Below are 24,069 nucleotides of genomic sequence, written 5' to 3'. Positions count from 1 at the left end.
CTGCGTGAATCCACGGGAGGGAAGCGCCGAGCGGGGCCCTGCGCGACGGTGGCGCGGCCCTCTGCCTGATCACACGTGTCCGTCGGAGCGGAACAGAGATGGATCTTGTGGCTCCGCTTCGAACTTTACGTCAACTTGGCAGAGATGGAAGTCCTGGAAGGGTGACAAGGATCCTGCAGCCCCGATCGGATTCGGCCACTCCGATCCGGCCGCCGTGCAGATCCACCGCCCAGCGGGCGATCGCGAGCCCGAGTCCGGTGCCGCCGTCACTGCCCGGCCCGTGCGGCCGCCTGACCTGGCCGCGGTTGAACCGCTCGAAGACGCGGTGCCACTCCGAGCGCGGAATGCCGGGGCCCTCGTCGAGCACCTCCAGCTCGAGCGACTCCGGCAGGGACCCGCGCCGCGCCTTGACCGTCACCCGGCCGTGCGCCGGGCTGTGCTTGACCGCGTTGTCGATGAGGTTGGCGACGACCTGGTGGATGCGCTCCGGGTCGGCGTGCGCGGTGAGCTCCGGCGGGGACACGTCGAGGTGCAGATGGACGTCGTTGCGCGTGTGACTGCCGGACCCGGACGCGATGCCCGCGCGCGCCGTGGCGACCATGTTGGCCTCCTTCAGCACGCCCGACAGGTACGGCCACACCTCGAAACGGCGCTTTTTCAGCGGTACGACGCCGTTGTCGAGCCGGGACAGGTCCAGCAGCGTCTCCACCAGCCGGCCGAGCCGCTCGGTCTGCTTCAGGGCCGTGCGCATGGTCTCGGGGTCGGCCTGGGTGACCCCGTCGACGATGTTCTCCAGCACCGCGCGCAGGCCCGCGATGGGCGTGCGCAGCTCATGGGAGACATTTGCCACAAGTTCCTTGCGCTGGCGTTCCTGGGCCTCCAGGTCGTCCGCCATGCGGTTGATCGTCTGGGCCAGGTCGCCCAGCTCGTCCCGCCGGTTCTCGCGCACCCGGCGGGTGTAGTCGCCGTGCGAGATGGACCGGGCGACCGCGTTCATGTCGTCCAGCGGCGCGGTGAGCGAATGCGCCACGAACTGCGTAATGAGCAGTGTGGCGATCATCGAGAAGACCGTGATGAAGCGCAGCTCCGTCGCCGTGCGCATCGCGATCATCATCAGCCCGGTGGTGATGAGGACCGCGATGACGACCAGCGCACCCAGCTTCGTCTTGATCGAGAACGGGCTTACGCCGCCCCAGGGCTCCCTGGGGCTTCTCCGGCCGGCCGGACCCTCGCTCATGGCGTCGGCGTCTCCAGGGCGTAGCCCACGCCGTGCACCGTGCGGATCCGCTCGGCGCCGATCTTCCGGCGCAGCGCCTTGATGTGGCTGTCGACCGTGCGGGTGCCGGAGGCGTCCGCCCAGTCCCACACCTCGGCCAGCAGCTGCTCGCGGGAGAGCACCGCACGCGGGGTGTTCGCCAGGCACACCAGGAGGTCGAACTCGGTGGGCGTCAGATGCACGTCCTCCGAGCGCACCCGTACCCGGCGCTGCGCGTGGTCGATCTCCAGCTCGCCGAGCCGGAGAATGCCGGACCGGGGCGTCGCGGCGGCCAGTGCGGCCCGCTCGACCCGCCGCAGCAGGACGTGCACGCGCGCGGCCAGCTCACGCATCGAGAACGGCTTGGTCATGTAGTCGTCGGCGCCGACGCCGAGCCCGACCAGCATGTCGGTCTCGTCGTCCCGCGCGGTGAGCATCATCACCGGCACCGGACGGGCGGCCTGCACACGGCGGCAGACCTCGAGACCGTCGAAGCCGGGCAGCATGATGTCGAGGATCAGCAGGTCCGGCTGCCAGGCCTCGGCCGTGTCCACCGCCGACGGACCGTCGACCGCCGTTTGCACGAGGAATCCCTCGGCGCGCAGGCGGGTCGCGATGGCGTCGACGATCGTCGGATCGTCCTCGACGACCAGAACCCGGCGCTGTGCGCCCGGCGTAGCCGTCGTGCCGTTGTGGGAGGTGTGTGTCTGCTCCATCGCCCGCCCCTGGGGAGTGCTTTCCGGAACCATGTGGGGTGATTCCTTGTCTGCGCATGACTGCGATTGACGCTTGAATGATCGGCGTAGGGAAGCAGAGTACGGGGAGTCATCACCCCTTTGCTATCCAGGTCGGACGGCAAGGTGCACGACGTCCGGTACGCCCCGGGCAACGGGGATCTCCTCGGTACGTACCTGCTGGAACCCGGCATTTGATAGGGATCCCTCAAATTCCGCAGAGGGTTTCGCGGACCACACGGCCAGTACCCCGCCCGGCTTCAACACCCTTGCGCAGCTTGTGAGTCCGGCACGCGCGTAGAGTCCGCCGTTGCCCTCCGTGACCGTCCAGTCGGGCCCGTTGTCGATGTCGAGGCAGAGCGCGTCAAAAGTGGCGCATGTCTCATTGACGAATCCGACTAGATCCGTTTCCAGAATGTTCGTCCGAGGATCGGCGAGCGCCTTCGCCGAGAGCGCCGAGAGCGGGCCCGCGCGGTGCCAGTCGATGATCGCCGGTTCCCGCTCGACGACCGTGATCCGGCCCCAGCGAGGGTTCGCGGCCGCGTGTGCGAGCGAGAAGCCGACGCCGAGGCCGCCGATGAGGACGTGCGGGGCGGGGCGGTCGTCGAGGGCGTCGAGCGCCGCGTCGACGAGCATCCGCTCCGAGCGTCCGTCGGAGGTGTCCATCAGGAAGCAGCCGTTGGCGATGATCTGGAGCAACTCGCCGTGGCGCCGCAGGACCACCTCCCCGTAGGGGCCCTCGCGACGGTCCAGGACTTCGGGAATGTCGTATGAGGTGGGCATCGGCTCATCCTGGCAGGTGCGGCGTCCGGACCGGGACTTCTTGAGAAGTCTCTGTGAATGGGGGGCGAGGTGGCGCAGGTCACAGACAACGGGTGGGTCGGGCACGAAGGCTGGGGGTGAAACGGAAGGAGCAGCTCACCTTGGAACGGACCGTGCCTGCACCTCCTTCCGACGACGCGCCCGCCCCCGCGTCGGTGGCGGGCCTGCTCGACGGGATGCCCCGGCAGCGGGAACGGGGCGGGACGGGTGCCGCCGAGACACCCGTGACACCCCCGGCAACGGCCGCCCCGGACACCCGACTTCGCGCCCCTCGCCTGCTGCGGCTGTTCCCCACCCCCGCCGGGACCCCGTTCACCTTCGTCTACGGCGCCGTCCTGGCCGTCGTCTCGCTCGTGGCCGCGTATCTGGACCCCGCCCTCGTGCACACCCTGCACCAGGGCTCCAGCACCGATGTCGCCCACCTCGTGCGGACGCCCGTACTGGTGCTGGTCGCCAGCGCGTTGTGGATCGCGGGCGGGATCCTCTCGCCGTACGCCGTCGCCCTGCTGTTCGTCCTCACCGCGCTGGAGCGTCGGATCGGTGGTGTGCGCACGGCCGGTGTCTTCCTGCTCGGGCATGTCGGCGCGACCCTCGCCACGGAGGTCCCCACAGGGCTCGCGGTCCTGTTCGGGCATCTGCCCGCCAGCTCACTGCACCGTCTCGACTACGGAGTCAGCTTCGGCGTCGCCGCGAGCCTCGGCGCGCTGACGGGGCTGCTCGGGCCGTGGCTGCGCTGGCCGTTGCTCGCCCTGTTCGGCTGGATGCTGGTGACGGACCTGATCGCGTTCACCGACCCGATGACCGACTGGGGCCACCTGATCGCCCTGACGATCGGCGTCGCGACCTGGCCGGCGGCACGGCGGTGGCACCGCGCACGTCAGCCCCTCACCGACAGGCCCTAGGCGCGATCTCAGCGGCCCGGGGGCGTCCAGACGTACGGCGTCGTCGTGGTCACCGCGTGCATCCCCAGCCTGCGCAGGATGGGCGCGCTGTCGTCAGACGCGTCCACGTGCAGATAGGTGACTCCGCGGGAGACGGCGAGAGCGGCGCGTACGGCGACCAGGGCGCGGTAGATGCCCCTGCCCCGCCACTCGGCGAGCGTGGATCCGCCCCACAGGCTCGCGAACCCCGTGTCCGTGCGGAACACCAGCCAGGCGGCGCACACCACTTCGCCGTCCGCCTCGGCGACGTACACCGCGATGTCGTCCGGCGCGCCGGCGACCCTGCCGATCAGGTCGTCGGCGAGCCAGCTCCAGTCCTGGCCCCACACCGCCGACTCCATCGCGGCGATCCGGCGCATGTCGGCGTCCGCCGTGACGCGGCGCACGGTGATGCCTTCCTGCGGCGCGGGCTGCCGTACGGCCATCTCGGCGGCCCGGCCGACCAGCACCGTCTCCCGCTCCTCGGGCACGAAACCGGCGGCACGGAGTCGTTCGGTGAGGCCGGCCGGGGTGTCGTGGGAGCGGGTCTTCCATTCGACGGCCTCGCCGCGTGCCGCGAAGAAGTCACGTTGCCGCGCGATGAGTTCGTCGAGCGCGTCACCGTCGACGCCGAGGTCGCGCGGCCCGCTCACGAACCCGCGGAACTGGCCGACGATCCTGAGCAGCGGTCCGTCCTGCTCGTACGTCACCCCCGCGGGCGGGGTCGGGGGAGCGCCGCGCATCTGGTCGTCGTAGGCGGAGAGGAGGGGCTGTACGTCTGTGGTGGTCATGGTCGCTCGTTCCCCCGGTCGTCCCGGTCGTGTCGGTCGTTCTGGTCGTCGCCCCGCACGCGCGCGTGGAGGTGCTGGTCGTGCCGGCCGTCCGCGTGGAGGAGGGCGTGGCGCACGGTGCCCTCCAGCCGGAAGCCGGCCTTCTCCGCCGCCCGGCAGGAGGCCTCGTCGGCGACGGCGTGACAGAGGGTGAGGCGGTGCGGGCCGAGCTCGTGCAGCGCCCAGTCGGTGAGCCGACGGGGACCGCGATGCCGGTGCCGCGGCCCGCGGGCAGCACCCAGTAGGCGATCTCGGCGTGGCCCCGGCCGAGGTCGACGTTGATCCATGCGGCGAGGCCGATGCCGGTGCTCGTGAGGACGCCCGCCCCTTCGTCCTCCCACCCAACCCCCCACACCGCCGCAGTCTCCCTCTTCCACCGCTCCCGCATCCGCCCGGTACGCGCGTGCCTCGTCCTCGGTCAGCGCCGGCAGCAGGGGCGTGCGTCAGGGCCGGAGTTCCAGACCGCCGGGAAGAGCCAGGACCGGCTGGGTGTTGTCCGCCATGTGGCCGGCGGGAACCACCGGAGGTATCGGGGCGATCACCGGCGCAGCATGACAGAGGCCGTCCCCGGTCGCCTCCGGGTTTTCCGCGGGCGGCGACGGACGGTCACCCGGCGTCCGGCCCCATGAACTTCGCACTGGTGAGCGGAGCCTCCACATGCCAGCCCAGAGACTCGTACAGTCCCCGCCCCGCCGGCGTTCCCGCGAGGACGCCGGTCTGCGCACCCGTGCCGATCGCCACGGCCTGGAGCGTGCGCATGACGACGCTGCCCAGCCCCCGGCGCCGATGGGCGGCCACGGTCTCGATCTGGTCGAAGACGGCGGTCGCGCCGGTCGGAGCGACCTGACCGCGCGCCGCGAGGGAACCGTCGGGCGCGGCGACGAGCATGCGGGTGACGCCGCCGACGGACCAGGTGCGCAGCCGGTATCCGTCGGGGGCGGCGGTCCGTCGCGCGGGCGCGGTCAGCGGGACCGTCATCAGGTAACCCGGCTCGGGATCCACCCACCAGCCCTCGTCCAGCCAGGGCCCGACCACCTCCGGGCCCTGGAACACCTTGAGCCACACCCCGGCCCCCGTCACCCCGCCCGCCACCTTGCGCACGACCTCTTCGTCCACGTCGTCGCCCAGCGCGTCGAACACGTGCCGCGACACCTGCGCGACCTGGCCCACGTCGACGGTGAACCCCCACGGCTCACGCTCCGGCGCCGCCGCCCCGCGGGACACGACCCAGCCGGTCACCCACGCCCGTACAACTCCGTCCACGACATCCCCCTGTAATGACCGCTATCCGCATCCGTCTATTACTGGAGGACCATAGGCCCCGAACTGCTGATCCCGGCAGCCGTGATCGCCGACAGCGAACAGGCAAGTGGGTGGGGAACATTCGACGGCGGCTATGCATTGAGTCGGCATAGCTCAACTTGACTGCCTAAGGGGAGATCATGGCTTCGACGTCCACACCGCTCACCCTGCCCGTGCTGCCGCTCGACGACGAGGTCGTGCTGCCCGGAATGGTGGTTCCGCTGGACCTGAACGACACCGATGTCCGCGCCGCGGTGGAGGCCGCCGAGGCCGCCGCCCGCTCGGAACCCGGAAAACCGAAGGTCCTCCTGGTGCCACGCATCGACGGCACCTACGCGACCACCGGTGTGCTCGGCACCGTCGAGCAGGTCGGCCGGCTGGCCGACGGCGACCCGGGAGCGCTCATCCGCGGCCGGAGCAGGGTGAAGATCGGTGCCGGGACCACCGGCCCGGGCGCCGCCCTGTGGGTCGAGGGGACCACGGTCGACCAGACCGTCCCCGACCCGCTGCCCGGTCACGTCACCGAACTGGTCAAGGAGTACAAGGCCCTCGCCACCGCCTGGCTGCGCAAGCGCGGCGCCTGGCAGGTCGTCGACCGGGTGCAGGCCATCGACGACGTCTCCACCCTCGCCGACAACTCCGGTTACTCGCCCTTCCTGACCACCGAACAGAAGGTCGAACTGCTGGAGACCGCCGACCCGGTCACCCGCCTCAAGCTCGCCAGCCAGCAGCTCCGCGACCACCTCGCCGAGCAGGACGTCGCCGAGACCATCGCCAAGGACGTCCAGGAGGGCGTCGACAAGCAGCAGCGGGAGTTCCTGCTCCGCCGCCAGCTGGAAGCCGTACGCAAGGAACTGCGCGAGCTCAACGGCGAGCAGGAGGGCGAGGAGTCCGACGACTACCGCGCCCGCGTGGAGGCGGCCGACCTGCCCGAGAAGGTGCGGGAGGCCGCCCTCAAGGAGGTCGACAAGCTGGAGCGGTCCAGCGACCAGTCCCCGGAGGGTTCCTGGATCCGGACCTGGCTGGACACGGTCCTCGAACTGCCGTGGAACGAACGGACCGAGGACGCGTACGACATCCAGGGCGCCCAGGCGATCCTCGACGCCGAGCACGCGGGCCTCGAGGACGTGAAGGAGCGGATCACCGAGTACCTGGCGGTGCGCAAGCGCCGCAGCGACCGGGGGCTGGGTGTCGTCGGCGGCCGGCGCGGCGGTGCGGTCCTGGCCCTCGTCGGGCCGCCCGGTGTCGGCAAGACCAGCCTCGGGGAGTCCGTGGCCCACGCCATGGGCCGCAAGTTCGTCCGCGTCGCCCTGGGTGGCGTACGGGACGAGGCGGAGATCCGCGGCCACCGGCGGACGTACGTCGGCGCGCTGCCCGGCCGGATCGTGCGGGCGATCAAGGAGGCCGGGTCGATGAACCCGGTGGTCCTGCTCGACGAGATCGACAAGGTGGGCTCCGACTTCCGCGGCGACCCGGCGGCGGCCCTGCTCGAGGTCCTGGACCCGGCGCAGAACCACACCTTCCGCGACCACTACCTGGAGGTCGAGCTCGATCTGTCGGACGTCGTCTTCCTCGCCACGGCCAACGTGCTGGAGGCGATCCCGGAGGCGCTGCTCGACCGGATGGAGCTGGTCCGGCTCGACGGGTACACCGAGGACGAGAAGATCGTCATCGCCCGTGACCACCTGCTCCCGCGCCAGCTGGAGCGGGCGGGACTCGCCAAGGACGAGGTCGTCATCGACGAGAGCGCGCTGCGCAAGCTCGCCGGCGAGTACACCCGCGAGGCGGGCGTCCGTACCCTCGAGCGGTCCATCGCGAGGCTGCTGCGCAAGGTGGCCGCCCAGCACGAACTGGGCGAGCGGGAGCTTCCCTTCACCGTCACGGACGCGGAACTGCGCGGTCTGATCGGCCGGCCGCACCACGTGCCCGAGTCGGCCCAGGACCCGGCGGAGCGCCGTACGGCGGTCCCCGGGGTGGCGACCGGACTCGCGGTCACCGGAGCGGGCGGAGACGTGCTGTTCGTCGAGGCGTCGCTGGCCGACCCGGAGACGGGCGCGGCGGGTCTGACGCTGACCGGCCAGCTGGGTGACGTGATGAAGGAGAGCGCGCAGATCGCGTTGAGCTTCCTGCGGTCGCGCGGCGCGGAGCTCGAACTGCCGGTCGGCGACCTGAAGGACCGGGGCGTGCACATCCACTTCCCGGCGGGCGCGGTCCCGAAGGACGGCCCGAGCGCGGGCGTCACCATGACGACGGCGCTGGCCTCGCTGCTCTCCGGCCGCCTGGTCCGCACGGACGTGGCGATGACGGGTGAGGTCTCGCTGACCGGCCGGGTCCTCCCGATCGGCGGCGTGAAGCAGAAGCTGCTCGCCGCGCACCGCGCCGGGGTGACGACCGTCATCATCCCGAAGCGCAACGAGGCCGACCTGGACGACGTCCCGGCGGAGGTGCTGGACAAGCTCGACGTCCACGCCGTCACCGACGTCCGCCAGGTCCTGGAGCTGGCGCTGTCCCCGGCGACGAACGGGGCCACGCCGGAGGTTCCGGTGGCGGCGTGAGGCCGTAGCCCCTCAGCGGGCTCGGCCCGCGGCTGCCGGACGAGGTGAAGGCCCGGGTTCTCGTGAGGGAGGCCCGGGCCTTCGCCGTACGCCGGGACGGGTCAGCCGCCGGCGAGCGCCTGTACGCGGTCCAGGGCGCCGTTGAACCGGTCGTGGTCGCCGACCGTCGGGCCGGAGGAGGTGTACTGCCACATGGTGTACGAGCTCCAGCCGGCCGGGAGGGTGCCCGGCGTCGAGGCGTACCGGGCGATCCACAGCGGGTTGGCGGAGAAGCCGCCGTAGTTTCCGGTGCACTGGGTCCACCAGTTGGTGGCCGTGTAGATGACGGCGTTGCGGCCGGTGCGCGCCTTGTACTGGTTCAGGAAGTCGCGGATCCAGCTGACCATCGCGCTCTGCGACTTGCCGAAGCAGGTGGCGCCGTACGGGTTCCACTCGATGTCGAGGGTGCCGGGCAGGGTCCTGCCGTCCTGGTACCAGCCGCCGCCGCTGTCGACGAAGTAGTCGGCCTGCGTCGCGCCGCTGCTGGTGTCCGGGGTGGCGAAGTGATAGGCGCCGCGGATCATGCCGACGCCGTAGGAGCCGGTGTACTGCCGGCTGAAGTAGGGATTCCTGTAGTACGTCCCCTCGCTCGCCTTGGTGTACGCCCAGCGCACCCCGCTGTTCCACAGGGTCGACCAGGAGACGTTGCCCTGGTAGCTGGCGACGTCGACGCCCTCCGCCTGGGAGGCGCGGGTGCCGGCGGGCAGATCACCCTGGCCGTCATGCGCTACGACGCCCATTCCCATGTGGGCGGAGCCGCGGGCCGGGGTGGCGGTGGCGGTGGCGGTGGCGTCGGGGCCTTCGGCGGCCGAGGCGGCGGCCGGGTGGAGCAGGGAGAACGCGGTGAGCAGGAGTGCGACGAGGAAGCGGCGTCGGGGACGTATCGGTCCGGGTCTGTGCACGGGCATGGCGTGCCTCCGAGGGCTCGGTGATGCTCGGTCGGGGGGAACACGGGAAGGCCGCGCCGGGCTGGCGTGAGCATGCCAGCCGCGGCTCGGCGAAGACGTTGCGTACGACGACGAGGGTGGGAAGCGGGACCGGCGGCTGCCGTTGGTCCAGCCCTGCGAAATACTTACGGAGCCGCGGTGACGGCGCAATTTGGCGGAAACCTTAGCGACCGGGACATTCGAGGCAGGGGCTGACGTGCACGAAGACGGAAACGGCGGCGGGAGCCGGGGCGGGGCCGACGTGGCGCCGAGCGGTGTGAACCAGCCCGGATTCCTCGCACTGGAACGCGAGTTGACCGTCCTGCTGCGCCGGGCCCGGGCCAACCAGGGCGAGATGGCCCGCGAGGTCCACCCCGACCTGGAGTCGGCGGCTTACGGCCTGCTCGTCCGTCTGGATGAATGCGGCCGCCAGCGCGCCACGGAACTAGCCGGCTACATCGGCGTCGGCAAGGCCACGATGTCCCGCCAGCTGCGCGCCCTGGAGGACCTGGGCCTCGTCGCCCGCGCACCCGACCCGGCGGACGGCCGGGCCTGGCTCGTCGACCTCACGGAGGAGGGCCGCTCCCGGGTACAGAGGGTCCGCGACGCGCGCCGGGCCCGGTACGCGGGCCGGCTGGCGCACTGGGACCCGGAAGAGGTCACCGAACTGGCGAGGCTGCTGCACCAGCTGAACCGGGGCATGGAGAAGTAGGCAGCCGCCGGGCGCCGGTCGCGTCGTCGCGGGTGGGCCCCCCGATCGGGCCGCCCCCGGGCCCTGGATGGTCGGTGGCGTCGACCGGGAACGGGTCATCTGGACGAGCGCCCGGTGGGTAGGCCGCCGTCGGTTGTGTCGTCGCGGGTGGGCACCCGGATGGGGCCGCGCCCGGGCCTTCGGTGGTCGAGGGCATGGTCGGTGGCGGCAGTCGTGCGGGGTGGTCGGTGGCGTCGACCGGGAACGGGTCATCTGGACGAGCGCCCGGTGGGTAGGCCGCCGTCGGTTGTGTCGTCGCGGGTGGGCACCCGGATGGGGCCGCGCCCGGGCCTTCGGTGTCGAGGGCATGGTCGGTGGCGGCAGTCGTGCGGGGTGGTCGCCGGCGGTCGACCGGAAACGGGCCGGACGGACGATCACCCGGTTGGTGGTGAGGGTGGCGATCCGAGCGGCGCTGGGCGGGTGGTGGCGGGGGCTCGGTGCGGGTGGCCACGGCAGTGGCGGGGACGGTGGCGCCGGGGCTGTGCGGGAGTGGTCTCTGTGGTCTGGGCGAGGGGTGTGACCGGGGGCGTTGTCAGGGGCGGTGGGTCTCGTTGGCGGGGACCGTCGTCGGGGGTTGTGCGGAGTGGTCTCTGTGGTCTGGGCGAGGGGTGTGACCGGGGGCGTTGTCAGGGGTGGCGGGTCTCGTCGGCGGGGACCGTCCGACCTCCACTGCCGGCCCGGCGGCGCCCCGGTAGGCCGGCTCGGGGACGTGACGACGGTGGACCTCCTCGGCGGCCGACCCGGCCAGGGTTCCCACGCCGCTCGGCCGGCCCCCGCCCCTCACAGCTCCGCGTACACCACCGTCGCGTCGTCGTGGGTCTTGCTGCGGCGCAGATACGTCCGGGTCTGCGCGTCCGCCCGCTCCAGCTGCCGGACGCGGTCCACCAGCGCCCGCGCTCCCTCCTTGCGGACGAAGGTGAGGCAGTCCGCCCAGCCGCCCTCGCTGAACTTCTCCACCCACCGGGTCGCCCCGTCGGTCAGGGCCACCAGGGTGCGTACCGCCGATCGCGGCAGCACCCCCGACACCGCGCGCCCCGCCACCGACGGATCGGCCGCCGCCGTGAAGAAGCCGCCCTCCTTGTTGCGGAGGGTGGCGTCGATCAGGGCGTCCGTGGCCAGGGAGGTGCGGGGGAGAAGGGAGAGGCGGTCGTCCAGTACGGCCGTGACCGTGCCGTCGGGTGCCTCCACGAGCAGCGCCGAGTCCGACAGGACCAGGTACTCGACCGTCTCCGGGGACCACCGCGCGATCACCACCGTCGCCTGGGGCGTACGCGGGTGAGAAAGGTCACAACCTTCACCATGTGAATCAGCTGTGCGCGCGATGGCCCGGGACAGCACCTCGGCCAGTGGAACATCCATGAGCGAAACGGCCAGTTCGGTCAGCGCCCCGCCGAGACGGGCCGTGAACCAGGGGACCGAATGCAGACAGCCCGTCGGGCCGGTGGGCGGGGTGACCCCGTCGAGGGCGACCAGTACACCGCCCCGTCCGGAAGCGGGTAGAGCGACACTCGCGAAGTCCTCGTTGGGACGGCTGGCATCACCGGGTTCCGAGACAAGTTCCGTACGCATTCGGCCAGTCTGCACGAGCCCTTCACATGCTTCGCCAAAGGGTGGCAACGGTCGCGGAATTGCCGCAGTCGCGCAGGTCAGACGCCAGGTTTGGGGTGGAATGGTTCACTCCGAGCAGGCGTAGCGGCGAATACTGCCATCGGTCTTCGCCGGCGTCCAACCGGCCTGCCGTGCAAGGCCCGTGCGCGTGCCGCAGGAACTTGCCCGCCAACTCCCCTACGGGGTTCACTCCTTCGGGTGGCGGCTGAGGCGATGCGCGGCCACCGCCCACCGGCGCTGGGAGGGTCGGGAACCGTACCCCGGTGTGCACAGCAGTTGACGGAGCGTCACCCCGGGCCCATGGGTATCACGAGTTCAGGAATGCGAGCAGCGGTGCAGAAGACGCGGCCTCGTCGCACAGGCAAGCAGACGGCCTCCGGCACAGGCGCGGAGCGCACACCCGCCACGCCCGGCGCCCCCGAGACCCCCGTCGGCAAGGGCCGCCCCACCCACGTCCGCACCCGGCTGATCCTCGCCGTCGCCGTCGTGGCCGCCGCCGTCGCCGGAGCCGGCGCACCCTCCCTCGTCACCGCCTCCGGGGAACTCCACGACTCCCAGGATTTGGTGACCTTCGCCGAGCAGACCCAGGACGCCCTCGACCTCGCCCACTCGCTCGCCGACGAACGCGACGAGGTCACCTCCTACATCGCGGCCGGACGGCCCAGGTCGAAGGCGCCCGGCGAGCAGTCGAGCGCCCGCGTCGACCGCCAGGTCGAGGAACTGCGCGCCGACACCGGCCTGTCCACGACCCTGCGCGGCGACCTCGACGACATCGCCGCCGTCCGACGCTCCGCGCTCACCGGCAAGAGCACCGCCCTCGAAGCGCACAACGCGTACTCCGCCGCCATCACCGAACTGCACCGGCTCGCCGAGGAACTGGCCGAGAGGATGCCGTCCCGCGCGGGCTCCGGCGCCTACTCCCTCGCCGAGCTGGACTCCGCAGTACAGCAGGCCGCCGCCACCCGCGGACTGCTGCTCGCGGCGCTCAGCGTGCCGACGACGACCCAGAGCGTCTACGACCCGATCACCGGCCTGACGAACACCAAGAAGGTCTCCTCGAAGGCCGACGCCCAGCAGCGCGACGCGCTCAGCGCCGCCGCCCAGCAGGCCCGGCTGCGCTCCGACGCGGCCCTCGCCGACTTCCAGGACTCCGCGCCCGCCACCGCCAAGGCGAGTTACGACTCCACGGTCACCGGTCCCGAGGTCAACTCCGCCGACAAGTACCTCGCCTCCCTGACCGACCAGCCCACCCTCTCCGGCGGCGAACTCGGCACCGGCACCGGCAAGCTCGACGCGGCCCTCTCCGCCCGCGTCGACCTCATGCGCGGCGCCGAGTCCGCGCTCTTCGAGCGCCGGGTCAAGGAACTCGCCCAGCTGCGCGACGACGACGTCACCGCGCTGGAGCTGCGCGTCGCGATCCTCGGCGCCCTGATGCTGCTGGCCGTCGGCATCGCCACCGCGATGGCCCGCACCCTCACCCGCCCCCTCTCCGTGCTGCGCCGCGGTTCCGCCCGGCTCGCCGGGGCCGAGGACCCCACCACCGAGGAAGCGGTCTCCTTCACCGGCCGCAACGACGAGTTCGCCCAGGTCGTCCGCTCCGTCAACGCCCTGCACGCGCACGCCGTCGCGCTCGCCGAGCGGATCAACACCCTGGAGTCCGACCGCAAGCACCTGGTCGGCCAGCGCCAGAAGATGGCGGACGCGCGCGAGCAGCTCAAGGCCGAAGTCGCCGACTCCGCGGCCCAGTTGGAGCGGCTGCGCACCACCATCGGCGCCACCTTCGTCAGCCTCGCGCTGCGCACCCTCGGCCTCGTGGAGCGGCAGCTCGCCGTCATCGAGAGCCTGGAGGAGCGAGAGCAGGACCCGGACCGCCTGGCGACCCTCTTCAAGCTCGACCACTTCGCCACGGTCATGCGCCGCCACAGCGAGAACCTCCTCGTCCTGGCCGGTACGGAACACGTGCAGCAGAGCGCCGGGCCCGTCCCGCTCGTCGACGTCGTCCGCGCCGCGGTCAGCGAGATCGAGCGCTACGAGCGCGTCCGCATCGCCGCCCTCCCGCCGCACGCCCATGTGGCGGGCTTCGCCGCGGACGACCTCTCCCATCTCCTGGCCGAACTGATGGAGAACGCCACCTCGTTCTCCCCGCCCGACCTGCCCGTCGAGGTCTCCGGCTGGCTCCTGGAGAGCGGCGAGGTCATGCTCTCCGTGCAGGACGAGGGCATCGGCATGACCGCCGAGCGGATGACCACCCTCAACTCCCGCCTCGCCGAGTTCGATCCCGAGGCCGCGTACGAGTCGTACGACGAAGGCGACGAGGGACTCGGCCTGGGCCTGTACGTCGTGGCCCGACTCGCCCACCGGCACGGAGTCCGGGTGCAGCTGCGCGAGCAGAAGCAGGGCGGGGTGGCCGCGGTGGTGGTCCTCCCCAAGTCCCTGCTCACCGCCGCGCCCACGTCCGCCGTACCGGCCTCCGGCACCGGCCCGGTCACCGGCGCGCCGCACACCTTCTCCCTCCCCGGCGCCGACGCGGAGGTCAACTCCAACGTCCTGAGCGGCCGTTCGCAGGGTGGCGACCCCCTGGTGGACCTGGCCGAGAAGGCCGTACGCCACGCGGCGGCGGAGTCCCCCGCCGAGACGACGATGGAACTCCTGGCCCCCGTACCGGCACCGGAGGAGCCGGACCCCGTACCGGAGGAGCCGCCGGCACCCGCACCCACGGCCGCCGAGACCGAGGCCGCGACGGAACACACCCGCGCCGACGAGGAGCCCCTCACCGACAAGGGCCTCCCCAAGCGCACCCCCAAGATCACCGCACCCACCGTCCCGGCGCCCCGCCAACGGAACAGTTCCGTGGACGCCGACGCTCTCCGCCGCAGGCTGGGCGGCTTCCGCCGGGGGGCAGAGGCCGGCTACCGCGACGTGGAAGCGGAGATCCAGGAACAGACCGGCGAGACCAGACTGCCGGCATCGCACAGCACCGCATCCGAAGAAGCCACGGGGGGCACAGCCGAGGAGGCAAGCAGTTGACCGCGCCCAGTACCTTCGGACTGAGTCGTGAAGCACGCAATCTCCACTTCCTGCTGACCAACCTCGTCGAGGAGGTCCCCGGCGTCCAGTCCGTCGCCGTCGTCTCCTCCGACGGACTGCTCCTGCTCTCCTCCGACGCCGAGCGGAACGCGGAGGCCCGCGAGGCCCGCGTGGAGAAACCCTCCGGCCCGCGCGGCTCGTCCGCCGACCTCGCGACCGTCGTCTCCGGCATCGGCAGCCTCACCCTCGGCGCCGCGAAGCTCATGGACTTCGGCGCGACCAAGCACACCATGATCGCGATGGAGGACGGCAGCCTGTTCGTGATGTCGATCAGCGACGGTTCGCTGCTCGGTGTGCACGGCTCCGCCGACTGCGACATGAGCGTCGTGGCGTACCACATGGCGCTGTTCGTCGGCCGCGCGGGACACGTCCTGACCCCCGAACTCCGCAGCGAGCTGCGTCAGTCGCTGGAGAACGACGCGACAGGGAGCGCCCGATGACGAACAGGCCCGAGCTCCCGGTCCGCGGCGGCGACCGCAAGGCCGCCCGGGTGCGGCCGTACTCGCTCACCGGCGGCCGTACCCGCTTCGGCCACGTCCTCCTCGTGGAGACGTTCGTGGCAAGCACCGCGGCCCTCGAAGCCCCCGAGGAGCGCAAGGAGCTCACCAACGGCTCGCTGAGGTCGGTCATGCCGGAGCTGCGGGCCATCGTCGAACTGTGCCGCCGGATGCGCACGGTGGCCGAGATCGCCGCGCTGCTGAAGATGCCGCTCGGTGTGGTCCGCGTGCTCCTCAGCGACCTCGCGGACCAGGGAAAGATCCGTGTGTACGGCACCGGTACCGGTCATGGTACGGGCCGTCCCGACCGCGCTCTGCTGGAAAGGGTGCTCAGTGGACTCCGTCGTCTCTGACGCCGCCGCCTCTCCCGGGTACGGCGTCACCCCGTTCGTCGATGTCGAGACCGACGACAACCTCAAGTCCTGGCAGACGGACCGCACGCGGGCCCCCATCGCCACGAAGATAGTCGTGGCCGGCGGCTTCGGCGTCGGCAAGACCACCCTGGTCGGCACCGTCTCGGAGATCGAGCCCCTCCAGACGGAGGCGCTGATGACCGAGGCCAGCGAGCAGGTCGACGACCTCACCGGCACCCCGGAGAAGGTCTCCACCACCGTGGCCATGGACTACGGCCGCATCACCCTCGACGACGACCTGGTCCTGTACCTCTTCGGCACGCCGGGCCAGGAGCGCTTCTGGTTCATGTGGGACGACCTGGTGCGGGGCGCGATCGGCGCGGTGGTCCTCGCGGACACCAGGCGGTTGAAGGACTGCTTTCCGGCGCTGGACTACTTCGACGGCTGTGGGATGCCCTATGTCGTCGCGGTCAACCACTTCGACGGCAGTGATCGCTTCGAACCGGAGGATGTGCGGGAGGCGTTGACGATCCCCGCCCACATACCTGTCATGATCATGGACGCGCGGCGGAAGATCTCGGTGATCGAGACGCTTCTGTCCCTGGTCGGCCACGCACTGGACGTCACCCCCGAGTAGGAGAACAGCACCCGCATGCGGAAGATACTCGTCGTCGGAGCCGGCCAGTCCGGACTCCAGCTCGCCCTCGGCCTCCAGTCGCACGGGTACGAGGTCACCCTGATGTCCAACCGGACGGCGGACGAGATCCGCTCCGGCCGGGTCATGTCGACGCAGTGCATGTTCCACACGGCACTCCAGCACGAGCGCGATCTCCAGCTGAACTTCTGGGAGTCCCAGGCCCCGAAGATCGAAGGGCTCGGCGTCTCGGTGGCGGCTCCCGGCTCGTTCGACCCGGGGCCCTCGCAGCGCGCGATCGACTGGCTGGGCAGCCTCGACGGGTACGCGCAGTCGGTCGACCAGCGGGTCAAGATGGCCGGCTGGATGGAGACCTTCGCGCAGCGCGGCGGTCAGCTCGTCATCCACGGCGCGGCGGTCGGCGACCTCGACTACTTCTCCCGAACGTACGACCTCGTGCTGGTCTCGGCCGGCAAGGGCGAGCTGGTCTCCATGTTCGCGAGGGACCCGGAGCGCTCCCCGTACGCCGAGCCGCAGCGCGCCCTCGCCGTCTCCTACGTCCACGGCCTGGGCCCGCGCCCGGAGCACCCGGAGACCGAGGCCGTCCGCTGCAACCTCGTCCCCGGCGTCGGTGAACTCTTCGTCATGCCGACGCTCACGACCTCCGGGCGCGCCGACATCCTCTTCTGGGAGGGCATACCCGGCGGACCGCTCGACGTCTTCAACGGCGTGAAGGACCCGGCGGAACATCTCTCCCTGACCCTGGAACTCATGGAGAAGTTCCTGCCCTGGGAGTACGCGCGCGCCACGAAGGTCGAACTCACCGACGCCGGTGCCACGCTGGCCGGCCGCTACGCGCCCACCGTGCGCAATCCGATAGGCCGCCTGCCCGGTGGGGGACTGGTTCTGGGCGTGGCCGACGTCGTCGTCGCCAACGACCCGATCACCGGGCAGGGCTCCAACTCCGCGTCCAAGTGCGCGGCCTCCTACCTCGCGTCGATTCTCGACCAAGGGGAGAAGGAGTTCGACGAGGAGTGGATGCGGGCGACGTTCGAGCGGTACTGGGCCACCGCCCAGCACGTCACCAAGTGGACGAACGCGATGCTCGCTCCGCCGCCGGAGCACATCCTGAATCTGATCGGGGCGGCCGGGCAGCTGCAGCCGGTGGCGGATCGATTCGCCAACGGCTTCGACGACCCGGCCGACTTCGAGAACTTCTTCTACGAGCCGGAGAAGACGGGGGCCTACCTGGCCTCGGTCGCGGGCGGCTGATCGTCGCCGTTGCGGGTGCGCGGCGTCTGTGGCCGGTCGCGTCTGTCCGGACGTACGGCTCCGAGGAGCGGGTGGGACGCGATCGGGGAGATCTTGATCCGCTCGCCGGTTCTCGGGGCCTCGATGACCTTTCCCCTCCCCGCGTACATCGCCACGTGGGTCGCCCTGGGGAAGTAGATCACCAGGTCACCGGGGCGCAGCTTCTCCAGCGGGATCCGCGGGAGCCGGGCCCACTGCTCCTGGCTGGTCCTCGGGATCGGGGTGCCGGCGTGCGCCCAGGCCTCCGACGTCAGGCCCGAGCAGTCGTACGTCCTCGGGCCCTCCGCGCCCCATTCGTACGGCTTTCCCAGCTGGCGTCGGGCGTACCGCAGGGCCGTCTCGCCCTTCCGGGTGGGCTTGCGGTCCTCCTCGCCGAGGGCGCCGGAGGTCGTCAGCTCCTCCTGCGCCTTCTCGACCCCCCTCTCCTCGAACTCGGCCAGCCTGGTGAGCTGTTCGGCGGTGAGGGAGGCGAGGAGTTCCTGCACGTCGGCGAGCTTCTCCTGTACGTCGTCCCGTTGCCGCTTCTGCCGGGCGGCGAGCGTGAGCTGGTCGTCGAGCGCCTTGCGCGCCCTGCGGGCGAGTTCGTCGGCACGGTGCTCGGTGCCGGTCAGGCGGCCCACCGTCTCGGCCCGATCGCGCGCCATCCGGCCGATGACATGGCCCTGGTCGAGCGCGCGCTGGGGATCGCGGGCGAGCAGGAGGCGGACGTACGGCGAGATGGAGGTGGTGCTCTGGTACTGCTGCCGGGCCAGCCGTCCCGCGGCGCCCCGGCTGTCGTGCAGGGAGAGGCGGGTCTTGGAGAGGTTGGTATCGAGGCGGGTGACCTCCGCGCGTTTCTCCTTCAGCTTCTCCTCGGTGGCGTTGTAGTTCTCGGTGGCCTCCTCGGCCTCCCGGTACAGCCGCTGAAGGTCCGTCAGCAGATCGGCGACGGAGCGCTCGCGCGGCTCCGGCTCCGGGACGGCCGTCGCGGGCAGCGGCGCGAGGGCGGTGCCGACCGCCACCGCCGCCGTACACACCAGACGCAGAAGCCTTCCTGACACGTCATCACCTCCGGTGCGGAGCAGCCCCTCTGTTCCGCACGGTGAGCATCAGGCGGGGTCGGTGTTCTCGCGCGCCGGGTGGGCGGTTCGGCGCAACGTCGTCACCCTTCGGTGTCAGCCGGGCCGTCGTTCGGTCCGTCGTTCAGCCTGTCGTTCGGCCTGTCGTTCGGCCTGTCGGGCTTGGACCAGGGCCATTTCAGCCCGCCGATCTTTCCCTCGGGGTCGTACGCGTACTTCCACCCCTTCTGGATCCCCATCCTGGAGTGGCCCCTGGGCACCAGGCGGTAGACCAGCACGGTGGGCGGGCCGCCGGCCGCGTCGGGGACGGGGATGCGGTACGTCTTCGGCGGCCGGCCCGTGGGTCCCAGCAGCACGGGCAGCACCCGTCCGTCCATGGGCCCGCCCTCGAAGGGGGTGTCTTCGCTCTTCACCGCACCAGTGTCAGCCATCCGCCGCGAGGGCCGTGACCAGCGCGGCGGTCTGCGGATCGCGGTTCGCGGTCACGGAGAGCACGGCGACGAACTGCTCGACCAGCCAGTCGCGCAGCTCCTCGACAGGAGGCTGCTTGCCCTCGTCGAGCCAGATCAGCGAGGCCGCCTCCACCGCGGTGATCCACATCCGTACCGTCATGCGCAGTCGCAGGCCGGGTTCGGTCACGCCGAGGTGGCGGAGGATGTGCTCGGCCGCCGCCCGTCGTACGCCGTCGACGATGGCGGTGGTCCTGGACGTCTCGACCACGCTGCCGCCCTGGAGGAGCGCGCTGAAACCGGCGTCGTGCTCGTCGACGAAGGCAAGGTAGCGGTCGAGGGCGCGGGAGAGGCGGATGAGCGGGGGCCCCTCCCGGGGCTCGTCGAAGCACTGCTCCAGCTCATCGGCGGCGGAGCGGAGGGCGGCCTCGTAGAGCTGCTGCTTGCCGCCCGGGAAGTACCGGTAGACGAGGGGACGGGAGACTCCGGCCGCTTCCGCCACGTCGTCGAGGGAGACGTCCTCGGGGGCGCGGTGCGCGAAGAGGGTGAGGGCGGCTTCGAGAAGCTGGCTGCGTCGCTCCTCGACGCTGAGGCGGCGATAGGCGGGAGCGGATGGGGTCATGCCTCGAAGGGTAGTCGGCCGTCCGCGGGTGCGTTGTGGCTGGTCGCGCAGTTCCCCGCGCCCCCAAGAGGTGGGCACTGCTAGGCATGCATGACTGCACCCACCCAGGGGCGCGGGGAACTGCGCGACCAGCCCCCACCGGGCCCGCACCTGACCATCAAGCCAGCAGCCCCGACGACCTCCACAGCCGTCGCCCCACACCCCGCAGCACGCCGATGTCATCCAGAAAATCCGTCAGCCGCTTCGCCCCGGTCTGCATGACCTCACGCCGATGACCGCTCGCCTTCACCTGTGCCAACGCCTCCCGCTGGTCGAGGCCCACATTCCTGTACACCTCCGGATTCACGAACGCCACGGAGAACACCCGCGCGAACTCCCCGGACGTCACCCGAGTGAACTCCTGCGACCACCGCGGAGCGGAGATCATCTGCCGCCGCAGCTCCTCCCGGGCGTAGCGCACATGCCGCGCCTCCTCCACCACATGGATCCGCGTCACCCCGCGGATCAACGGCTGTACCCGCTCGTCCGGGAACGTCAGCCGCTGCATCCAGTCGAGGATCTCCTCACCCAGCAGCGTCGCCGTGAAGGATCCCGGCGTCGTGGAGATCGTCTTGAACAGCCGGCCCAGCTGCTGATGGCTCCGGCTCACCGGATACCAGGGCGTCCCGCCCCGCGAGATCAGCCGCGCGAACATCTTGGAGTGCCGGCACTCATCCTCGATCTCGGTGAGCGCGTACCGCACATGCGCACTCGTCGCCGCCTTGTCGTAGATGTGACGGCACAGCAGCTGCATGAGGATGATCTCGAACCAGATCCCCAGCGAGGCCAGTGCCGCGGCCTCGTGCTGCGAGAGCAGGATCCGCTGTTCCTCGCTCATCCGCCGCCACATCGGGGTGTCGTACAGCGAGACCAGCTCCGGCGGCCAGAACCACTTGCCCTCCTCGAAGGGCGCGTCCCAGTCCAGTTCCTCGTCCGGGTCGAAGGAGTGCTTCCTGGAGGAGTCGAGCAGCCGCTCGGCGACCTGCTCCCGGTCCTTGAGCACACCGAGCGCGTCACGCAGCCCTTCGAGCGCGTCGACTTCTGTCAGACTCGTCATGGCTCTTATGAGACTGCTTGTCAGCAAGCTCGTCAATCCCTTGCGCACGACTTGTTGACCCGGCGTCTAGGAACGGGCAGCCTGCGGAACATGCCGACTTTCGACCTGTACACCACGGACCCCGGGGACCCCCACTGGCAGGTACCGGCGACGGGCAAGGCCCGGTTCAGCTGGGAATACGACGACGGCCGCGACCGCCTGCTGGCCCTCTACCAGAAGGGCAAGGACAAGCAGTGGGACGGGCAGAAGCGCATCGACTGGAGCATCGAGGTCGACCCGTACGACCCGCTCGGCACCCCCGACGAGTCCATCTCCGTCTACGGCACCAAGTACTGGGACAAGTTCACCGACCAGGACAAGGGAGAGCTCCGCAAGCACCTCGCCTCCTGGCAGTTCAGCCAGTTCCTGCACGGCGAGCAGGGCGCGATGGTGTGCGCCGCGCGGATCGTGGAGTCCGTCCCCGACCTCGACGCCAAGCTCTACTCGGCGACCCAGGTGATGGACGAGGCGCGGCACGCGGAGATCTACGGCCGCTTCCTGCACGAGAAGATCGGGATGCTGTACCCGATCAACGACAACCTCCAGTCCCTGCTGGGCGACACGCTCAGGGACTCGCGCTGGGACATGCCCTACCTCGGCATGCAGGTCCTCATCGAGGGTCTCGCGCTGGCCGCCTTCGGCATGATCCGCGACACCACCGACAAGCCCCTCCCCAAGCAGATCCTCGCGTACGTCATGCAGGACGAGGCCCGTCACGTGGCCTTCGGCCGCATGGCGCTGCGCGACTACTACAAGCAGCTCTCCGAGGCCGAACTGCGCGAACGCGAGGAGTTCGTCATCGAGGGCTGCTACCTGATGCGTGACCGCCTGCGCGGCGTCGAGGTCCTGGAGAACTTCGGCATCCCGAAGGCGGAGGCCGAGGAATACGCCGAACGGTCCGAATTCCTCGCCCTCTTCCGTCAGTTGCTCTTCTCCCGGATCGTCCCCTGCGTCAAGGACATCGGCCTGTGGGGCAAACGCCTCCAGCAGGCCTATGTCGACATGGGTGTGTTCGAGATGGGCGACTCCAACCTCGACCTCCTCATGGCACAGGACGAGGAGATCGCGGAGAAGCTGGACGCCGAGCGGTTCGCGGCCGAGGAGCGGGAGCGCGTCGCCGAGGTGACGGAGGCCATCGAGGCGGGCGCCACACCCTAGGCCGGGCAGCCCAGATCGTCCGGGATCTCCAGAGCCGTGACCGGCTCCGCCCCCTGTGCCGGGAACGGCGTCCGCAGGGTGAACGCGTACGGTGTGGGCCCGTTCGTGCGCAGGTGCAGCAGGCGGGACTCCGCCTCGGCGACCGTGGGGCGATGGCCGGCCGGGACCCACCACAGGGCCACCATCGCCTCCTGGACCCGTTCGAAGAACTCCCTGCGGCGGGCGAGCATCTCGCGGTGCCGGCCCTGGTACATGTACGCCGTCAGCGCGTTGGTGTCCCGCCACACCGACATGTTGATGATCAGCCACTCGTCGCCGAAGACGGCGATGTCCGTCGCGTCGCCGGACTCGTCCTCCAGCCGCCAGACGAAACCGTCGGCGCTGTCGGCGTCGGCGTTCACGGGATCGAGGTTGTCGACGAAGGCCTTCAACTGCGGGGAGTCCAGCGGGGCTTTGAGACGGCCGATGTTCACCTGGGCGAGTTGGTACGCGTTGGCTTCAGTCATGTACCGAACGTTAGGTCGGTCGTCCGGCGGCACTCAACCCCCGTCTCAATACCTGGAGTTGAGCACCGCCTCCATGACCGCCCGCGCGATCGGCGCCGCCACCCCGCCCCCGGTGATGTCCCCCCGGACGGCCGACGCGTCCTCCACCACCACGGCCACCGCGACCTTCGGCTCCATGTCCCGCTCACCCTGCGCCCACGACACGAACCAGGCGTACGGAGTCCCGGCGTTGCCGATGCCGTGCTGGGCGGTGCCGGTCTTGCCGCCGACGACGGCGCCGGGGATGGCGGCGTTCGTGCCGGTGCCCTCCGTGACGACCTGGGCCATGAGCTCCTTCAGCCGCGCGGCCGTCGCCGGGTACATCGCCTGCCGTACCGGGCGCGAACCCGCCGTCGCCACCGTGTCGCCGTCGTCTGTCGTGGTCCGCTCCACCAGATAGGGCGTGCGGATCTGCCCGCCGTTGGCGACCGCCGCCGAGACCATCGCCATCTGGAGCGGCGTCGCGCGCGTGTTGTACTGGCCGATCGACGACAGGGCCAGCTGAGCCTTGTCGACGGTCGGGTCGAAGGTGCTGCGGGCCACCGAGAAGGGGATCCGCAGCGAGCGGTCGTTGAAGCCGAAGGCGCGCGCGGTGGCCGTCATGTCACGCACCCCCACCTTCACCCCGAGCTTCGCGAACACCGTGTTGCACGACCACCGGAAGGCCTCGCGCAGGGACAGGTCCTCGCAGCCCTCGGACTCGTTGGTCAGGGAGGTGGTGGTGCCGGGCAGGGTGTACGGCTCCGGCGAGTCGGTCGGCGCGTCCACGTCCTTGATGACACCCGCGTCCAGCGCGGCCGCCGCGGTGACCACCTTGAACGTGGAACCCGGCGGATAGGTCTGCCGTACCGCCCGGTTGAGCATGGGCTTGTCCACGTCCCCGTTGAGCCGGGCCCAGGCCCGGCCCACCCGCGGGTCGTTCCCGGACAGTGCCGCGGGGTCGTACGAAGGGGAGGACGCCAGCGCGAGCACGCGGCCCGTCGCCGGCTCCACCGCCGCCACCGCGCCCTTGCGGCCGCCGAGCCCGTGGAAGGCCGCCTTCTGTGCGGCCCGGTTGAGCGTGGTGACGACGTTCCCGCCCGGGTTGCGTCGTCGCGTGAGGTCGTTCCACAGCGGGAACGGCGTCAGCAGCGGGTCCGAGCCGGAGAGGACCGAGTCCTCGGTGTGCTCCAGCAAGGACGTGCCGTACTCCTGCGAGGCGAAACCGGTCACCGGCGCGTACAACGGCCCGTCCGTGTACGTCCGTTCGTAGCGCAGCTGCTCCCCGGTGTCCCGGGATCCGGTGACCGGCCGCCCGCCGACCAGGATGTCGCCGCGCTCCCGGCCGTAACGGGCGATGGTCTCGCGGCGGTTGGCCGGGTTCTCGCCGTGGGCGCGGGCCTGGACGACCTGGACGCGGGCGGCGTTGACGAGGAGCGCCAGGAGCAGCAGGGTGCAGAAACAGGCGGCGTGCCGGATGTAACGGGCCATACCGGGCC

The 24,069-nt window shown here is 70.9% G+C and carries 23 protein-coding genes; 10 read left to right on the top strand and 13 right to left on the bottom strand.

What is annotated here, in order from left to right; genetic code table 11:
* Window positions 1-130 precede the first annotated feature (130 nt).
* From M2157_RS16775 to M2157_RS16765, 3 genes are all read right to left on the bottom strand, one after another.
* Window positions 131-1,237 (bottom strand): ATP-binding protein, encoded by a 1,107-nt coding sequence (locus M2157_RS16775; protein ID WP_280862599.1) that lies wholly within the window; start codon window positions 1,235-1,237, stop codon window positions 131-133.
* Window positions 1,234-1,971, bottom strand: coding sequence for a response regulator transcription factor (locus M2157_RS16770; protein WP_057612257.1), 738 nt, complete (start codon window positions 1,969-1,971; stop codon window positions 1,234-1,236). The genes M2157_RS16775 and M2157_RS16770 overlap by 4 nt, the downstream gene beginning before the upstream one ends.
* Before the next feature lie 123 nt (window positions 1,972-2,094).
* Window positions 2,095-2,772 carry a spermidine synthase gene (locus tag M2157_RS16765; RefSeq protein WP_280865637.1) on the bottom strand — a complete coding sequence of 226 codons (678 nt, stop codon included), beginning with the start codon at window positions 2,770-2,772 and terminating at the stop codon, window positions 2,095-2,097.
* A 215-nt stretch (window positions 2,773-2,987) separates the two neighbouring features.
* On the opposite strand from M2157_RS16765, the gene M2157_RS16760 reads away from it, so the two are divergent.
* Window positions 2,988-3,713, top strand: coding sequence for a rhomboid-like protein (locus M2157_RS16760; protein ID WP_280863787.1), 726 nt, complete (start codon window positions 2,988-2,990; stop codon window positions 3,711-3,713).
* Between the two features lie 8 nt (window positions 3,714-3,721).
* On the opposite strand, the gene M2157_RS16755 is transcribed toward M2157_RS16760, so the two are convergent.
* Entirely contained in the window at window positions 3,722-4,522 is an 801-nt protein-coding gene (locus M2157_RS16755; protein ID WP_280865636.1) for a GNAT family N-acetyltransferase, read from the bottom strand.
* Between the two features lie 29 nt (window positions 4,523-4,551).
* Here M2157_RS16755 and M2157_RS49120 point away from each other — a divergent pair, with 29 nt between their 5' ends.
* Window positions 4,552-4,806: a hypothetical protein gene (locus M2157_RS49120; RefSeq protein WP_348541793.1), complete on the top strand. Its 255-nt coding sequence runs from the start codon at window positions 4,552-4,554 to the stop codon at window positions 4,804-4,806.
* A gap of 361 nt (window positions 4,807-5,167) precedes the next feature.
* Here M2157_RS49120 and M2157_RS16745 read toward each other — a convergent pair whose 3' ends face one another.
* Complete coding sequence (locus M2157_RS16745; protein WP_280865635.1) at window positions 5,168-5,824, bottom strand: GNAT family N-acetyltransferase; 657 nt, start codon at window positions 5,822-5,824, stop codon at window positions 5,168-5,170.
* A gap of 179 nt (window positions 5,825-6,003) precedes the next feature.
* Here M2157_RS16745 and lon point away from each other — a divergent pair, with 179 nt between their 5' ends.
* The gene (gene lon / locus M2157_RS16740) at window positions 6,004-8,418 is read left to right on the top strand and encodes an endopeptidase La (protein ID WP_280865634.1); all 2,415 of its coding nucleotides are present in this window, start codon (window positions 6,004-6,006) and stop codon (window positions 8,416-8,418) included.
* A gap of 101 nt (window positions 8,419-8,519) precedes the next feature.
* Here lon and M2157_RS16735 read toward each other — a convergent pair whose 3' ends face one another.
* Window positions 8,520-9,365: a lysozyme gene (locus M2157_RS16735; RefSeq protein WP_280862594.1), complete on the bottom strand. Its 846-nt coding sequence runs from the start codon at window positions 9,363-9,365 to the stop codon at window positions 8,520-8,522.
* 235 nt (window positions 9,366-9,600) lie between these two features.
* Between M2157_RS16735 and M2157_RS16730 the strand changes: the two genes are divergently transcribed.
* Window positions 9,601-10,095, top strand: a complete 495-nt coding sequence (locus M2157_RS16730; protein WP_280865633.1) for a MarR family transcriptional regulator — start codon at window positions 9,601-9,603, stop codon at window positions 10,093-10,095.
* A gap of 819 nt (window positions 10,096-10,914) precedes the next feature.
* Here M2157_RS16730 and M2157_RS16725 read toward each other — a convergent pair.
* Window positions 10,915-11,703, bottom strand: a complete 789-nt coding sequence (locus M2157_RS16725) for a protein phosphatase 2C domain-containing protein (RefSeq protein ID WP_280865632.1) — start codon at window positions 11,701-11,703, stop codon at window positions 10,915-10,917.
* A gap of 372 nt (window positions 11,704-12,075) precedes the next feature.
* Here M2157_RS16725 and M2157_RS16720 point away from each other — a divergent pair, with 372 nt between their 5' ends.
* The 5 genes from M2157_RS16720 to M2157_RS16700 are packed head-to-tail and all read left to right on the top strand — an operon-like array spanning window position 12,076 to window position 17,585.
* Window positions 12,076-14,769, top strand: coding sequence for a nitrate- and nitrite sensing domain-containing protein (locus tag M2157_RS16720; protein ID WP_280865631.1), 2,694 nt, complete (start codon window positions 12,076-12,078; stop codon window positions 14,767-14,769).
* Window positions 14,766-15,269: a roadblock/LC7 domain-containing protein gene (locus M2157_RS16715; RefSeq protein ID WP_280862590.1), complete on the top strand. Its 504-nt coding sequence runs from the start codon at window positions 14,766-14,768 to the stop codon at window positions 15,267-15,269. Before M2157_RS16720 ends, M2157_RS16715 begins: the two co-directional genes overlap by 4 nt.
* Window positions 15,266-15,679 (top strand): DUF742 domain-containing protein, encoded by a 414-nt coding sequence (locus M2157_RS16710; RefSeq protein ID WP_280865630.1) that lies wholly within the window; start codon window positions 15,266-15,268, stop codon window positions 15,677-15,679. The genes M2157_RS16715 and M2157_RS16710 overlap by 4 nt, the downstream gene beginning before the upstream one ends.
* Complete coding sequence (locus M2157_RS16705; protein ID WP_280862588.1) at window positions 15,660-16,316, top strand: ATP/GTP-binding protein; 657 nt, start codon at window positions 15,660-15,662, stop codon at window positions 16,314-16,316. The genes M2157_RS16710 and M2157_RS16705 overlap by 20 nt, the downstream gene beginning before the upstream one ends.
* Before the next feature lie 15 nt (window positions 16,317-16,331).
* The gene (locus M2157_RS16700) at window positions 16,332-17,585 is read left to right on the top strand and encodes a styrene monooxygenase/indole monooxygenase family protein (RefSeq protein WP_280865629.1); all 1,254 of its coding nucleotides are present in this window, start codon (window positions 16,332-16,334) and stop codon (window positions 17,583-17,585) included.
* Here M2157_RS16700 and M2157_RS16695 read toward each other — a convergent pair.
* From M2157_RS16695 to M2157_RS16680, 4 genes are all read right to left on the bottom strand, one after another.
* Window positions 17,558-18,664, bottom strand: coding sequence for an NlpC/P60 family protein (locus M2157_RS16695; RefSeq protein ID WP_280865628.1), 1,107 nt, complete (start codon window positions 18,662-18,664; stop codon window positions 17,558-17,560). The two genes, M2157_RS16700 and M2157_RS16695, sit on opposite strands and share 28 nt — an antisense overlap.
* A gap of 101 nt (window positions 18,665-18,765) precedes the next feature.
* Window positions 18,766-19,113: a hypothetical protein gene (locus tag M2157_RS16690; protein ID WP_280865627.1), complete on the bottom strand. Its 348-nt coding sequence runs from the start codon at window positions 19,111-19,113 to the stop codon at window positions 18,766-18,768.
* Window positions 19,106-19,753, bottom strand: coding sequence for a TetR/AcrR family transcriptional regulator (locus M2157_RS16685; RefSeq protein WP_280865626.1), 648 nt, complete (start codon window positions 19,751-19,753; stop codon window positions 19,106-19,108). The genes M2157_RS16690 and M2157_RS16685 overlap by 8 nt, the downstream gene beginning before the upstream one ends.
* Window positions 19,754-19,910: 157 nt before the next feature.
* Complete coding sequence (locus tag M2157_RS16680; RefSeq protein ID WP_280865625.1) at window positions 19,911-20,849, bottom strand: diiron oxygenase; 939 nt, start codon at window positions 20,847-20,849, stop codon at window positions 19,911-19,913.
* A 90-nt stretch (window positions 20,850-20,939) separates the two neighbouring features.
* Here M2157_RS16680 and M2157_RS16675 point away from each other — a divergent pair, with 90 nt between their 5' ends.
* On the top strand, window positions 20,940-22,046 hold the full coding sequence (locus tag M2157_RS16675; RefSeq protein ID WP_280865624.1) for a ferritin-like domain-containing protein: 1,107 nt from the start codon (window positions 20,940-20,942) through the stop codon (window positions 22,044-22,046).
* Here the strand turns inward: M2157_RS16675 and M2157_RS16670 are convergent.
* Complete coding sequence (locus M2157_RS16670) at window positions 22,043-22,552, bottom strand: DUF3291 domain-containing protein (protein ID WP_280862581.1); 510 nt, start codon at window positions 22,550-22,552, stop codon at window positions 22,043-22,045. The genes M2157_RS16675 and M2157_RS16670 overlap by 4 nt on opposite strands.
* Window positions 22,553-22,597: 45 nt before the next feature.
* Window positions 22,598-24,061, bottom strand: coding sequence for a penicillin-binding transpeptidase domain-containing protein (locus tag M2157_RS16665; protein ID WP_280863786.1), 1,464 nt, complete (start codon window positions 24,059-24,061; stop codon window positions 22,598-22,600).
* Window positions 24,062-24,069: the final 8 nt, after the last annotated feature.

It is taken from the genome of Streptomyces sp. SAI-127, assembly GCF_029894425.1.
Classification (GTDB): domain Bacteria; phylum Actinomycetota; class Actinomycetes; order Streptomycetales; family Streptomycetaceae; genus Streptomyces.
Note: the sequence above shows the minus strand (reverse complement) of the source record. Positions and strands in the feature narration are given on the sequence as shown.

What these genes read in the sequence shown, in the direction of transcription:
- M2157_RS16775 (WP_280862599.1), bottom strand. Translation starts at nt 1,237, where the DNA reads ATGAGCGAGGGTCCGGCCGGCCGGAGAAGCCCCAGGGAGCCCTGGGGC.
- M2157_RS16770 (WP_057612257.1), bottom strand. Translation starts at nt 1,971, where the DNA reads ATGGAGCAGACACACACCTCCCACAACGGCACGACGGCTACGCCGGGC.
- M2157_RS16765 (WP_280865637.1), bottom strand. Translation starts at nt 2,772, where the DNA reads ATGCCCACCTCATACGACATTCCCGAAGTCCTGGACCGTCGCGAGGGC.
- M2157_RS16760 (WP_280863787.1), top strand. Translation starts at nt 2,988, where the DNA reads ATGCCCCGGCAGCGGGAACGGGGCGGGACGGGTGCCGCCGAGACACCC.
- M2157_RS16755 (WP_280865636.1), bottom strand. Translation starts at nt 4,522, where the DNA reads ATGACCACCACAGACGTACAGCCCCTCCTCTCCGCCTACGACGACCAG.
- lon (WP_280865634.1), top strand. Translation starts at nt 6,004, where the DNA reads ATGGCTTCGACGTCCACACCGCTCACCCTGCCCGTGCTGCCGCTCGAC.
- M2157_RS16735 (WP_280862594.1), bottom strand. Translation starts at nt 9,365, where the DNA reads ATGCCCGTGCACAGACCCGGACCGATACGTCCCCGACGCCGCTTCCTC.
- M2157_RS16725 (WP_280865632.1), bottom strand. Translation starts at nt 11,703, where the DNA reads ATGCGTACGGAACTTGTCTCGGAACCCGGTGATGCCAGCCGTCCCAAC.
- M2157_RS16710 (WP_280865630.1), top strand. Translation starts at nt 15,266, where the DNA reads ATGACGAACAGGCCCGAGCTCCCGGTCCGCGGCGGCGACCGCAAGGCC.
- M2157_RS16700 (WP_280865629.1), top strand. Translation starts at nt 16,332, where the DNA reads ATGCGGAAGATACTCGTCGTCGGAGCCGGCCAGTCCGGACTCCAGCTC.
- M2157_RS16690 (WP_280865627.1), bottom strand. Translation starts at nt 19,113, where the DNA reads ATGGCTGACACTGGTGCGGTGAAGAGCGAAGACACCCCCTTCGAGGGC.
- M2157_RS16685 (WP_280865626.1), bottom strand. Translation starts at nt 19,753, where the DNA reads ATGACCCCATCCGCTCCCGCCTATCGCCGCCTCAGCGTCGAGGAGCGA.
- M2157_RS16680 (WP_280865625.1), bottom strand. Translation starts at nt 20,849, where the DNA reads ATGACGAGTCTGACAGAAGTCGACGCGCTCGAAGGGCTGCGTGACGCG.
- M2157_RS16675 (WP_280865624.1), top strand. Translation starts at nt 20,940, where the DNA reads ATGCCGACTTTCGACCTGTACACCACGGACCCCGGGGACCCCCACTGG.
- M2157_RS16670 (WP_280862581.1), bottom strand. Translation starts at nt 22,552, where the DNA reads ATGACTGAAGCCAACGCGTACCAACTCGCCCAGGTGAACATCGGCCGT.
- M2157_RS16665 (WP_280863786.1), bottom strand. Translation starts at nt 24,061, where the DNA reads ATGGCCCGTTACATCCGGCACGCCGCCTGTTTCTGCACCCTGCTGCTC.